Annotated in this window: 11 protein-coding genes; 7 read left to right on the top strand and 4 right to left on the bottom strand. The window is 66.5% G+C overall.

Going from position 1 to position 12,170, the window contains the following annotated elements; translation table 11 throughout:
• The first annotated feature begins 105 nt into the window (after positions 1-105).
• Both FHS28_RS15010 and FHS28_RS15005 read left to right on the top strand, forming a co-directional pair.
• Positions 106-357, top strand: coding sequence for an acyl-CoA-binding protein (locus tag FHS28_RS15010; RefSeq protein ID WP_088451873.1), 252 nt, complete (start codon positions 106-108; stop codon positions 355-357).
• Between the two features lie 8 nt (positions 358-365).
• On the top strand, positions 366-869 hold the full coding sequence (locus FHS28_RS15005) for a polyhydroxyalkanoic acid system family protein (RefSeq protein ID WP_088451871.1): 504 nt from the start codon (positions 366-368) through the stop codon (positions 867-869).
• A 41-nt stretch (positions 870-910) separates the two neighbouring features.
• Here the strand turns inward: FHS28_RS15005 and FHS28_RS15000 are convergent, their stop codons facing one another.
• The gene (locus FHS28_RS15000) at positions 911-2,110 is read right to left on the bottom strand and encodes an aminopeptidase (protein ID WP_310736797.1); all 1,200 of its coding nucleotides are present in this window, start codon (positions 2,108-2,110) and stop codon (positions 911-913) included.
• Positions 2,107-4,221: a molybdopterin-containing oxidoreductase family protein gene (locus FHS28_RS14995; protein ID WP_088451869.1), complete on the bottom strand. Its 2,115-nt coding sequence runs from the start codon at positions 4,219-4,221 to the stop codon at positions 2,107-2,109. The genes FHS28_RS15000 and FHS28_RS14995 overlap by 4 nt, the downstream gene beginning before the upstream one ends.
• Positions 4,222-4,421: 200 nt before the next feature.
• Between FHS28_RS14995 and FHS28_RS14990 the strand changes: the two genes are divergently transcribed.
• The 4 genes from FHS28_RS14990 (at position 4,422) to gshA (ending at position 9,124) form a co-directional block, all read left to right on the top strand.
• Entirely contained in the window at positions 4,422-5,558 is a 1,137-nt protein-coding gene (locus tag FHS28_RS14990) for an ABC transporter substrate-binding protein (protein WP_246410141.1), read from the top strand.
• 79 nt (positions 5,559-5,637) lie between these two features.
• Complete coding sequence (locus FHS28_RS14985) at positions 5,638-6,831, top strand: M20 aminoacylase family protein (RefSeq protein ID WP_088451865.1); 1,194 nt, start codon at positions 5,638-5,640, stop codon at positions 6,829-6,831.
• The gene (locus FHS28_RS14980; RefSeq protein WP_088451863.1) at positions 6,828-7,409 is read left to right on the top strand and encodes a DUF1415 domain-containing protein; all 582 of its coding nucleotides are present in this window, start codon (positions 6,828-6,830) and stop codon (positions 7,407-7,409) included. Before FHS28_RS14985 ends, FHS28_RS14980 begins: the two co-directional genes overlap by 4 nt.
• A 242-nt stretch (positions 7,410-7,651) precedes the next feature.
• Positions 7,652-9,124: a glutamate--cysteine ligase gene (gene gshA / locus FHS28_RS14975; RefSeq protein ID WP_246410202.1), complete on the top strand. Its 1,473-nt coding sequence runs from the start codon at positions 7,652-7,654 to the stop codon at positions 9,122-9,124.
• 39 nt (positions 9,125-9,163) lie between these two features.
• On the opposite strand, the gene FHS28_RS14970 is transcribed toward gshA, so the two are convergent.
• Positions 9,164-9,649, bottom strand: a complete 486-nt coding sequence (locus FHS28_RS14970; RefSeq protein WP_088451859.1) for an acyl-CoA thioesterase — start codon at positions 9,647-9,649, stop codon at positions 9,164-9,166.
• Between the two features lie 250 nt (positions 9,650-9,899).
• Here FHS28_RS14970 and FHS28_RS14965 point away from each other — a divergent pair, with 250 nt between their 5' ends.
• Positions 9,900-11,576, top strand: coding sequence for an FAD-dependent oxidoreductase (locus FHS28_RS14965; RefSeq protein WP_088451857.1), 1,677 nt, complete (start codon positions 9,900-9,902; stop codon positions 11,574-11,576).
• 153 nt (positions 11,577-11,729) lie between these two features.
• On the opposite strand, the gene FHS28_RS14960 is transcribed toward FHS28_RS14965, so the two are convergent.
• A complete protein-coding gene (locus FHS28_RS14960) occupies positions 11,730-12,164 on the bottom strand; it encodes a hypothetical protein (RefSeq protein ID WP_184294949.1) in 435 nt (144 codons plus the stop codon).
• Positions 12,165-12,170: the final 6 nt, after the last annotated feature.

The following is a 12,170-nucleotide window of genomic DNA, read 5'->3' as shown; positions in this document are numbered from 1 at the left end:
GTAGAGAGCACGCCCCAGGCGGGGAAGCGTGTCCAGGTGGTTAACATTGACTGCAGGCGCCTCATTGTCTTGAATGAAGCGATCCTCCACATTCTGGGAGACACCATGAGCCTGAAAGAACAGTTCGACGCCGCCGTGGCGGAATCCAAGCAGTTGCCCGAACGTCCGGACAACATGACGCTGCTGAAGATGTATGCCCTCTTCAAGCAGGCCAGCGTGGGCGATGTCGAAGGCGAGCGCCCCGGCTTCACCGACATGGTCAACCGTGCGAAGTACGACGCCTGGAAGGGCCTGGAAGGCACCACCCAGGACGAGGCGATGCAGCAGTACATCGACCTGATCGAAAGCCTGAAGTAATTGCTTCCATGGCTGACATCCAGATCCATCGCGCCCATGCCTTCGGGCTCACCCGCGCCCGCGCGATTGCGCTGTCGTGGGCGGAAGAGCTCGAAGAGCGGTACGGGATGGACTGCACCATCCACGAGGGCGACGACAGCGACACCGTCACCTTCGTGCGGGATGGGGTGAATGGCAGCCTGGAAGTGGGCGGCGACAGCTTCGAGCTGCAGGTGCGGCTGGGCTTTCTGCTGAGCGCCTTCCGCAAGCAGATCGAGACCGAAGTCGCGCGGGTGCTCGACGCGCTGCTGGCCAAGGAAGCCGGCGCGGTCACCAAAACCAAGGTGAAGACCACCAGCAAGCTGGATGCGCTGGCGTCGCAACTGGGCGCGGGCGGCCAGCGTGGCAAGGCGAAGGCCGTCGATGGCGCAGCCGACAAAGGCCAGGCCGCAAAGACCGCCCAAGCCGGCAAGGCGGACATAGCCGCCAAGAGTGCCAGGAGCGCCAAACCCGCCAAACCGGCCAAGCGCTGACGCCCGGCGTATCCGTGCGGAGCCCCCTCCGCAGTGGCCGATCATCCGCCCGCCGCGAGCTGCGCCCGCCGTTCGTCCTTGGGCAGCCGGGCCAGCCGTTTCACGTCGGCATAGAACCGGTCCCAATCCCTCCCCTGCCGCTCGAACAGGCGCACGAAGTCCGGCACCAGATCGGTGTAGCTGCCCTGGATGGCGAGCGCCGGGGTGTTGAGCGACAGGAACCAGCGGTCGAAGCGGTCATCCCCGCCCCACTGATCCCGCTTGAGGGTTTCATAGTCCTGCCGCAGGTGGGCAAAGACGTCGGCCTTGCCTGCCCGCTTTTCATCGTCGCTGGCGGTGCTCTGGAACAGGGTGCGCAGCCGGTCCCGGCTGGTGCGCAGCAGCGCCTGCACCTGGTCCTGCCGCTGGCGTGACGTTTCATCGGCCTTCAATGCCTCCGGACGGTCGCGCAGCCAGCGGGCCACGCCCAGCTGCTCGACGGCGGTGGCGAAGCTTTCGTTGAAGGTGGTGTCGTCGTCTGCATAGGCCACCTGATGCGCCAGCTCATGGAAGATCATCCGCGCCAGTTGCCCCTCGGGATACTGGATGAAGGTGTTGAGCAGCGGATCGCCGCCGATCCAGTTGCTCCAGCCCAGCGACGAATAGGCCGGCACCCCATAGACATAGGGCTCCAGCCCCTCCTGCTTCAGCTGCGTGGCCAGCGCCAGGGCGTCCTCCCGCTTGAAGTAGCCGCGGTAGCCGGCGCATCCCATGATCGGATAACACCAGGTGGTGAGCTGCAGGCTCAGCGGCGGCGTGGCCACCACATTCCAGACGGCCGCGCCCCGATGCAGGTCGGCATACCGCCGGTAGCTGCTGTTGTCGGGCAGATGCAGCTCGGTGATGGCGTAGTCGCGCAGGGACTGCGAGAGCGTCAGCTGCTGGCGCAGCGTCGGGTCCAGGTCCGGCTGGGCCAGCACCTCCGTCACCGGCCTGGCCGCGCGCACCAGGGCCAGGTGACCGGAGATCGACTGCTGGTAGTAGCCCCACTGCGCACAACCGCCGAGCAGGGTCAGCCCGCCGCCCAGCAGGCCCAGAGACAGCAGGATTCGCCCTGCGCGCCGGTGGCTCAGGGCCGATCGGGCCTGCTGGAACGACGCCCAGCGACCTGCGGCGCGGCCGGCCGCTTGACGGACCGCACGCCCCACCGCACGACAGGCCCCAATCGCAGCGCCAATGAAATGAGCGAAGGTTGCAGTCACGCGGCAGCCACCTCCACCAGGCAATCGTAGAAACAGGGCGCCGCGCCGAGGTCGGTCAGCTGCTGATGCGTCACTTCATTCACGTTGCGCCCGTCCAGGCCTAGCTTGCGCCACCAGATGCCCAGCCCGTTCACCACGCCGGGACGCGCACGCGTCGAGACCACCAGCCGGCAGCGGTACTCGCCGCGGTCGTTGAAGACGCGCACCGTCTGGCCGTCCGCCAGGCCCCGGGCGGCAGCATCGGTGGCATGCATCTCCAGCAGCTGCTCGCCTTCGATGTCCCGCAGGCTGGTCACGTTGACGAAGCTGCTGTTGAGGAAGTTGCGCGCCGGCGGCGAGATCATCGCCAGCGGATATCGCGCCGCCAGTGCCGGTGTGCTGCTGCGGCTTTCGTAGTTGGGCACATAGTCCGCGCCGATGGCACTGGCCCGCCCGCTGGCCGACGGAAAGCTGCCGTCGGCAAACGGCGCGTCCGGCAGCGGCAGCGACACCCAGCCGCGGGCGCGCAGCGCCTGCAGGTCCACCGCGGGCCCAAAGGCCTGACGCAACAGCGTCTCGTCATCTTCCTGCAGAGCCGGATCGTCCAGGCCCATGGCGGTCGCCAGGTCCCGGAAGATCTGGGTGTTGGACCGGGCTTCCCCCAGCGGCGGCACTGCCGGTTCGTTGATCAGCACATCGGTGTGGCCGTAGCTGGTGTGGATGTCCAGATGCTCCAGCTGCGTGGTGGCGGGCAGCACGTAGTCGGCCAGATCGGCGGTGTCGGTCATGAAATGCTCCAGCACCACCGTGAGCAGGTCACTGCGCTGAAAACCTGCCACCACCTTCGGCGACTCCGGCGCCACCGCCACCGGATTGCTGTTGTAGACGATCAGCGCTTCGATGCGCGGCCCGAAGTCGGGGGCGCTTTCGCGCAGCAGGTCGTCACCGATGGTGCTCATGTTGATCACCCGGCTGGGTCGGCCGCCCCGCAGGTCGGCCCGCTCCAGCGCGGGATTGCGCAGCGGCGCATACCAGCCGGAAGAGGACAGCAGCAGCCCACCCGCGCGATGGCGCCAGGCGCCCGTCAGGCACGGCAGCATCGCAATCAGCCGCACTGCATTGCCGCCGCCGCGCACCCGCTGCATGCCGTAGTTCAGCCGGATGGCCGCCTGCGCCGTCGTGCCGTAGTCGCGGGCCAAGCCGCGCACTTCATCGGCGGTCAGCCCGCATTCGGCGGCGGTGCGTTCCGGCGTCCAGGCCCGCGCCCGCTCGCGCAGTTCGTCCCAGCCGTCCACATGGCGCTCGATGTAGTCCGCATCCAGCCAGTCGTTGGCGATCAGCTCATGGATCAGACCCAGCGCCAGCGCGCCGTCCGTGCCGGGCAGCAGGGCCAGATGCTGATGGCATTTGTCGGCCGTTTCCGTCTTGCGCGGGTCGATGCAGATGAGCTTGGCGCCCTGCCGTTTGGCCTGGTTGGCAAAGGTCCAGAAATGCAGGTTGGAGGCGATGGAATTGCTGCCCCACAGCAGGATCAGCCGCGACTCCGCGAAGAACCGCAGGTGCATGCCCACCTTGTGCCCATAGGTGGCGGCCAGGCCTGCGCCACCCGCCGAAGCGCAGATGGTGCGGTCCAGCCGGGAAGCGCCCAGGCGATGGAAAAACCGCGCCGCCATGCCCTCCCCCTGCAGCACACCCATCGTCCCGGCATAGCTGTAGGGCAGGATGGCCTGCGGGTCCCGCGCCGCAATCGCCTGCAAGCGGCCGCCGATCTCCGCCAGCGCCTGTTGCCAGGTGATTCGCTCGAAACGGGGTGTGTCGTGTTTGGCGCTGACCCGCTTCATCGGATGCAGCACCCGGTCCGGGTGATAGGTGCGCTCCGGATACCGGGACACCTTGGTGCACAAGGCGCCGTGGGTGCTGGGATGCTCGGGCTGGCCCTGCACTTTGACCACCCGGCCATTGTCAACTGTCACCCGCAAGGCGCAGGTGTCGGGACAGTCATGCGGACAGGCCCCATTCACCACCCGCGCTTGTGCGGAGTGCAGGGGGTCCCCGCTCACGGTAGGCTCCAAAGGAGGAGCGGAGGGCTGTCGCGTGGGGCTCACGGAAATATCTGGAACTGCGGCGCTCATGCGTCAACTATTGCACAGGCGCCAGCCGCTTTCGTTTTCTTACCGAACGCGCTCTTCACAAGCAGCTAAGCTCGTGCCAATTAAGGCCTTCTTTGTCAGCCTCTTTTCCGGACAATACCGTCGACCACAAAAGTCGGCCCTGTCGCCCGGTCTGTTGTTTCGCCTGACAGGTCTGCCACAGCCAAATCCGGGAGTCACCCTTGCTTCGTCGCCAAGTCATCGCCTCGCTCAGCGCCCTCGGCGCGCTGGCCACTGTTCCGTTCAGCGCCCCTGTCATGGCGCAGGACCGCAAGCGCCTCGTGCTGGGCCAGTCCGCACCGCTGAGCGGCCCGTCCGCCCAGCTGGGCCTGCAGATGCAGGCAGGTGCCCGTCTGTTCTTCGACGCCCAGAATGCCGCCGGCGGCATCAACGGCACCACCATCGAACTGCGCTCGATGGATGACGGCTACGAGCCGGAGCGTTGCAAGGCCAACACCGAAAAGCTGATTGCCGACGACGTCTTTGCGCTGTTCGGCTACGTGGGTACGCCCACGTCGCTGGCGGCCCTGCCGCTGGTGAACCAGGCCAAGATCCCCTTCTTTGCCCCGCTGACCGGTGCCGAGTCCCTGCGGGATCCAATGAGCCCCTGGGTGTTCCACATCCGCGCCTCGTATTACGACGAGACCGCCCTGATCGTGAAGCAGCTGACCCATCTGGGCCTGATGCGCATCTCCGTCTTCCACCAGAACGACGCCTACGGCAAGGCCGGTCTGGACGGCGTGACCCGCGCGATGAAGCCGCTGGGCATCCAGCCGGTGGGCATCTCGACGGTGGAACGCAACAGCGTGGACGTGGCCAAGGCGGTCAAGGAACTGGTGCAGACCGGTTCGCCCCCGGAAGCCATCGTGATGGTGGGCGCCTACAAGGCCTGCGCAGCCTTCATCCGTGCGGCCCGCAAGGCCGGCTACGGCGGTGTGTTCTACAACGTGTCCTTCGTCGGCACGCAGGCGCTGCTGGACGAGCTGGGCCCCGAGGCCATGGGTGTGGTGGTGAGCCAGGTCATGCCCTATCCCTTCGGCAGCGGCATCGGCGTGGTGGGTGAATACCAGGCCGCCGCCACCAAGGCCGGCCAGAAGTTCAACTACACCGCCATGGAAGGCTACATCGCCGCCAAGGTGATCAGCGAAGCCATCCGCCGCATGGCGCGTCCGACTCGCGAGGGTCTGGTGGCCGCCCTGGAAGGCATGTCGGCCTACAACGTCGGCGGCTTCAATGTCGGCTTCCGTCCGAACAAGCACATCGGTTCCAGCTTTGTGGAACTGTCCATGCTGACCTCGGACGGCCGCGTCAAGCGCTGACCCCGCCTCACGGCAGTACACTGGGTTGAGAAGCAGGCGCTGCGCTGAAGCAGCGCCTGGACTTGCCTGGAGTGCCGCTATGAAGCTGATCGAACCCATTCTGGCCGACGCACCGGCCATCGCCGCCCTGCGGCGCGACCTCCACGCCCATCCGGAACTATGCTTCCATGAGGACCGGACGTCGGACCTGATCGCCAAGACCCTCACCGACTGGGGCATTCCCGTGCACCGCGGTCTGGGCAAGACCGGGGTGGTGGGCATCCTGAAGGGCCGTGACGGCCCCCGCACGCTCGGCCTGCGCGCCGACATCGACGCGCTCCCCATCACCGAGCACAACACCTTCCCCCACGCCAGCAAGCACCCCGGGAAGATGCATGCCTGCGGCCATGACGGCCATACGGCGATGCTGCTCTCCGCCGCCAAGCATCTGGCGCAGCACCGGGATTTCGAGGGCACGGTGTATCTGGTCTTCCAGCCTGCCGAAGAAGGCGGCGGTGGTGCCCGGGAAATGATCAAGGACGGGCTGTTTGAAAAGTTCCCGATGGACGCCATGTTCGGCGTCCACAACTGGCCGGGCATGGCCGCCGGGCAGTTCGCCCTCAAGACCGGCCCGGTCTTTGCGTCCAGCAACGAATTCAAGATCACCATCCAGGGCAAGGGCGCCCACGGCGCCATGCCGCATCTGGGCAATGACCCGGTGATCGTCGCCACCCACCTGGTGCAGGCCTTCCAGACCATCATCACCCGCAACAAGCGTCCGATCGACGCCGGGGTGATCTCGGTCACGATGATCCATGCCGGCGAGGCCACCAACGTCATTCCGGAGCGCTGCGAGCTGCAGGGCACGGTGCGCACCTTCACCCTGGAGACGCTGGACCTGATCGAGCAGCGCATGCGCACCATCACCGAAGCCACCGGCCAGGCCTTCGAGGTGAGTTGCGACTTCCACTTCCACCGCAACTATCCGCCCACCATCAACCATCCGAACGAGACCGACTTTGCCCGGCAGGTGGTGACCGAGATGGTGGGGGCCGCCAATGTCCAGGAGTTCGAGCCCACCATGGGCGCGGAAGACTTCAGCTACTACCTGCAGAAGGTGCCGGGCTGCTACTTCCTGATCGGCAACGGCGACGGCAGCCACCGCGAAGGCGGCCATGGCCTGGGACCCTGCATGCTGCACAACCCCAGCTACGATTTCAATGACGACCTGATTCCGCTGGGCGGCTCCATGTGGGTCCGTCTGGTGGATGCCTGGTTCAAGCAAGCCCGATGACCGACGACCAGATCACCACCGTCCGAGACGACACGCACCGCTGGGTGCAACGTGCCGTGATCGGACTCAACCTCTGCCCCTTTGCCAAGAGCGTCGAGGTGAACCAGCGCCTGCGCATCGTGGTGAGCGAGGCCGACACGCCCGAGGCGCTGCTGCAGGATCTCGCCCGCGAGCTGCTGGCCCTGCGCCGCGCTGATCCGGAAGAGACCGAGACGACGCTGCTGGTGCACCCGCTGGTGCTGAACGACTTCCTGGACTACAACGACTTCCTCGGCGCCGCCGATGCGCTGGTGGACGACCTGGAACTCGACGGCCTCCTGCAGGTGGCCAGCTTCCACCCGGACTACCAGTTCGAAGGCACCGAACCGGACGATGTGGACAACTACAGCAACCGGTCGCCCTACCCGACGCTGCACCTGCTGCGCGAGGACAGCATCGAGAAGGCGATGGACAGCATGCCGGACACCGACGCCATCTACGAAGCCAACATCGAAACGCTGCGGCGCATCGGCCTGAAGGGCTGGGCGGCGCTGGATGTCGGCCCCCATGCGCCGGCGCTGCGGCCCACGCAGGACTGAGCGGCGCCCTCCATCCGTCCCGTCACCGATCCACTCAACGACCCACTCAACGACCCAGTCACCGATCCATTCCCTTCGCCAGGCCCACCCAGATGCAGGGGGCGTAGCACATCCGGCATTAATCCGCGTCAAGCGGGTTTCGCTTACTTCTGTTAACTTGCGCGCCCACGACGAATAAGGAGCGGGTTTTGAGCGATTGGTTGCAGCGATGGAAGGCCCTGGATCCGGCACGGCTGGCGGGAATGCGCCGCGGTGTCGAGAAGGAAAGCCTGCGCGCGCTGCCCGGCATGGGCAGCCTGGCGCTCACGCCCCATCCTGCGGCCCTGGGATCCGCGCTGACCCATGAAACGGTGACCACCGACTTCAGCGAGTCGCAGCTGGAACTGATCACCGGCGTGCATCCCAGCGCGCAGGACTGCGTGCAGCAGCTCACCGAGATCCATCAGGCGGTCTACCGCAGCCTGGGGGACGAGCTGATGTGGTCGTCCAGCATGCCCTGCCTGCTGCCCGCCGACGAAACCATTCCGCTGGGCCGGTATGGCTCCTCCAACATCGGTCGCGCCAAGAGCGTGTACCGGATGGGGCTGGGCCACCGGTACGGCCGGCGGATGCAGACCATCTCCGGCATCCACTACAACTGGTCGCTGCCGGGGTTGGGAAACGAAGAGTACTTCGGGCTGATCCGCAATTTCCGTCGCCACTCGTTCCTGCTGCTGACGCTGTTCGGGGCGTCGCCCGCGCTGTGCGGCAGCTTTGTGGCCGGACGCGATCATGGCCTGCAGCCGCTGGGCAGCGAAGGCGACGGCGCGCTGCACCTGCCCTATGCCACTTCGCTGCGCATGGGCCGGCTGGGGTATCAAAGTGACGCGCAGTCCACCCTCTCGGTCAGCTACAACAACCTGGACGGTTATGCGGCTTCGCTGCAGGAAGCGCTGACCCGGCCGTATCCGGCCTATGAGAAGGTCGGCATCCTCAATCCAGGCGGTGAATACAACCAGCTCTCCACCACGCTGCTGCAGATCGAAAACGAGTTCTACGGCACCATCCGCCCGAAGCGCACCATCCGCTCCGGCGAGCGACCGCTGCATGCGCTGCGTGAGCGCGGCGTGGAATATGTGGAGGTCCGCTGCATGGACCTGGACCCGTTCGAGCCGGTGGGCATCGCCGCCGGCACCATGCGCTTCCTGGACATCTTCCTGCTGCACTGCTGGCTGACCGACAGCCCGGGCGACACGCCGACCGAGCTGGCCGCGCTGGCGCGCAACCAGCAGCGCACCGCATCGGCCGGCCGTGAACCGGGCCTGCTGCTGGAGCGCGGCGAGCGCAGCGTCACCCTGCGCGACTGGGGACAGGAACTGCTGGAAGCTTTCGGTCCGATCGCCGATCGGCTGGATGCGGAATTCGGCGGCTCGCTCTATCGCGAGGCGCTGGGCCAGGCGCGTCAGCGCTGGGCTGATTTCGACCAACTGCCTTCGGCCCGTGTGCTGGCACAGATGCAGGCGGAGCATGGTTCGTCGCATCTGGGCTTCATCGCCCGTCAGTCGGAGTGGGCGCGCCAGACGGTGCTGGACCAGCCGACACCGCCGGGGCTGATGGAGCGCTTCGAGACGTCGGTGCGTCAATCGTTGGAGAAGCAGGCTGAGATCGAAGCGGCGGACACGATGGACTTCGAAACCTTCCGCCAGCAGTACCTCGATCCGGCCCACCTGCGCTGACATCGCGGTTCTACGGGCCTGCGGTTTTGCGCCTTACGATCAGAGCACGGAGCTGCGCAGCTGATCCTGCCGCTGCTGCAGTTCCATCCGCAGCTTCTTGCGTTCCTTCGCGGCCTCAAAGCGGCGCTTCTCATCGGCGGTGCCCGGCTGCAGCGGCGGCACGGCCACCGGACGGCCATCGTCATCCACCGCGACCATGGTGAAGAAGCAGCTGTTGGCATGCCGCACCGCCTGCTCGCGGATGTTCTCGGTCACGACCTTGATGCCGATCTCCATGGACGAGGTGCCGGTGTAGTTGACCGAGGCCAGAAAGCTCACCAGTTCTCCGACATGGATGGGCTGACGAAACATCACCTGATCCACCGACAGCGTCACCACATACCGGCCCGCGTAACGGCTCGCGCAGGCATAGGCCGCCTGGTCCAGCAGCTTGAGGATGGTGCCGCCGTGGACATTCCCTGAGAAATTGGCCATGTCGGGCGTCATCAGCACCGTCATGGTGAGCTGGTGGGAGGGCAGATCCATTCAAGACTCCTGGGGAAAACGGGGAAGACTGAGAAGAACGGGGGAACGCCAAGGGAAGCATCGGCGTATCCTCCCAGCGTTCAGCGTGCCTGAGTTTGGCATGCGCGCCTGCGTCGTGACGCCTGGTTGAGACATCCTGCGTGCGAGGCCCCACCTGCGCAGCATCGATCATTCAGGCACAGCACCGCCTCCCCCGTTCGGCGCTTGCTGTCGCCTCGCGGCTCGGTTAGGGTGGGAGCAGGAGGTATGGATGGCTCAGCCCAATCACTTGGACAATCGGCGCGACCAGATGTTCCCCACGCTGGGCATGGTGGACATGGCGCGCGTGGCCCGCTTTGGTCAGCTGCGGCGTTACAGCGCCGGCGAATGGGTCGTGCGCACCGGCGACGAAGGCGTGGGCATGCTGCTGGTGCTCAGCGGCGAAGTCGTCATCAGCCAGCGGGACAGCCTGGGCCACAGCACGCCCATCGTCACCCATGGCGCCGGGCAGTTCATGGGCGAGGTCGGGCAGCTCAGCGGCCGGCCCGCGCTGGTGGATGCACAGGCGCAGGGCGACGTCGAGGCCATCGAGGTCTCCCCGCCGCAGCTGCGGGCGCTGCTGATCGCCGAGGCGGATCTGGGCGAGCGGCTGACACGGGCCTTCATCCTGCGGCGTGTCGGCCTGATCGAGGCGGGCGCCAGTGGCGCGACGCTCATCGGCCGGCCCGGGGCGGGCCCAGTCATGCGGCTGCGGAGTTTCCTGGAGCGCAATGGCTTTCCGCATCAGGTGCTGGATCCCAAGGACAACGCCGACGCCCGCACCATTGCCGATCAGTCCATGCAGCAGGGTGCGGAGCTGGTGGTGCTCTGTCCCGATGGCGCGGTGCTGGTCGATCCCACCGACGATGAGGTGGCGCGCTGCTTCGGCATGGTCGATTCCCGGGAGCGGCCTGACCTGTTTGATGTGGCGATCATCGGCGCCGGGCCGGGCGGGCTGTCGGCCGCGGTGTATGCCGCGTCGGAAGGCCTGTCGGTGCTGGTGATGGACTGCAGGGCCTACGGCGGCCAGGCGGGCGCCAGCTCGCGCATCGAGAACTACCTCGGCTTCCCGACCGGCATCACCGGCCAGGCGCTGGCCGGACGCGCCTATGTCCAGGCCCAGAAATTCGGCGCGGACATGCTGATCCCGGCGAAGGTGAACAAGATGAGCTGCCATCGGGAGAACGAGCAGCGGGAATTGCGCCTGACGCTCGAAGACGGGCGCATCGTGCGGGCCCGCACGGCGGTGATTGCCACCGGAGCGCGGTATCGGCGTCCGGCGATTGACGAACTGCAGCGCTTTGAGGGCCGCGGGGTCTTCTACTGGGCCTCGCCGATTGAGGCCCGGGTATGCAGCCGCAAGACGGTGGTGCTGGTCGGCGGCGGCAATTCAGCCGGTCAGGCGGCGGTGTTCCTGGCCAATCATGCGGCCAAGGTGATCATCCTGGTGCGGGGTCCGGGACTGGCGGAGACGATGTCCCGCTATCTGATCGACCGGATCAAGAGCGCGCCCAATATCGAGCTGATCCCTCATCAGGAAGTGAGCCGGCTGGAAGGTGGCGACAGCCTGGAGGCGGTCACCTGGCGCGACCGCCGGGATGGGCGGGAGCGTCGGATGGAAACGCAGCACCTGTTCCTCTTCATCGGCGCCGAGCCGGAAACCGGCTGCGTGGTGGAGTGCGGGCTGGAACTGGACAAGGCCGGGTTCATCGTCACCGGCAAGGCATGTGAGTGCGCGCTCCCCGGGTACGAGCGGTCATTGCTGGAGTCCAGTGTGCCCGGCGTGTTTGCGGTGGGGGATGTCCGCTCTGGCTCGGTAAAGCGGGTGGGCGGCGCCATTGGCGAAGGCGCGCAGGTGGTGGCGAGCATTCACCAGTATCTGGCGCGGGAAGCAGAAGAGGCGGCCTGACGGGCTGTGCGGGCGATCACGCCTCCTCTAGCGGTCAATGGCCTGCTTCTGCGGTCAGGGACGCGTGCTTCTGCGGTCAATGACGCGTGCTTCTGCGGTCAATGACGCCTGCCTCTGCGGTCAATGACGCCTGCGGCCTGCACCCGATCAGGATCAGCGGCTAAGATGAGAACTACTTTCATTTGAGAAGTTCCCGTCGATGATCTCATCGGAATTCCGCCGGCTCTGGGGCTGGCCGCTGCTGCTGGGTCTGTTGACCGCCAGCGGCCTGTTCACGGCGTTGGTGTCGGACCACTGGGGGGACGTGTGGTCCTGGGTGGGCCTGGGCGTTCCGGTGGCGGTGATGGTGTGGTTCAGCTGGCGCCGGATGCCGATGCCGATGCCGATGCCGATGCCGATGCCGATGCCGATGCCGATGCCGATGCCGACATCATTGCCTGCACTGGGTAAGGATACGGGGACGGGGACGGGGACGGGGACGGCTTCAGCCTCGGCCTCGGCCTCGGCCTCGGCCTCGGCTTCGGCTCCGGCTCCGGCTTCGGCTACCGCTGCTGCCGCACCAGCCCTCGGATCATTGGTCTCAATCACCCCCGG

The organism is Roseateles terrae (assembly GCF_014192155.1).
Classification (GTDB): Bacteria; Pseudomonadota; Gammaproteobacteria; order Burkholderiales; family Burkholderiaceae_C; genus Roseateles; species Roseateles terrae.
The sequence above is the reverse complement of the archived record's forward strand: the minus strand, read 5'-3'. Positions and strand labels throughout refer to the sequence as shown.

Coding starts and splice junctions, on each gene's coding strand:
- FHS28_RS14995 (WP_088451869.1), bottom strand. CDS start 4,221: ATGAGCGCCGCAGTTCCAGATATTTCCGTGAGCCCCACGCGACAGCCC.
- FHS28_RS15005 (WP_088451871.1), top strand. CDS start 366: ATGGCTGACATCCAGATCCATCGCGCCCATGCCTTCGGGCTCACCCGC.
- FHS28_RS15010 (WP_088451873.1), top strand. CDS start 106: ATGAGCCTGAAAGAACAGTTCGACGCCGCCGTGGCGGAATCCAAGCAG.
- FHS28_RS14965 (WP_088451857.1), top strand. CDS start 9,900: ATGGCTCAGCCCAATCACTTGGACAATCGGCGCGACCAGATGTTCCCC.
- FHS28_RS14980 (WP_088451863.1), top strand. CDS start 6,828: ATGACCGACGACCAGATCACCACCGTCCGAGACGACACGCACCGCTGG.
- FHS28_RS14970 (WP_088451859.1), bottom strand. CDS start 9,649: ATGGATCTGCCCTCCCACCAGCTCACCATGACGGTGCTGATGACGCCC.
- gshA (WP_246410202.1), top strand. CDS start 7,652: ATGCGCCGCGGTGTCGAGAAGGAAAGCCTGCGCGCGCTGCCCGGCATG.
- FHS28_RS14985 (WP_088451865.1), top strand. CDS start 5,638: ATGAAGCTGATCGAACCCATTCTGGCCGACGCACCGGCCATCGCCGCC.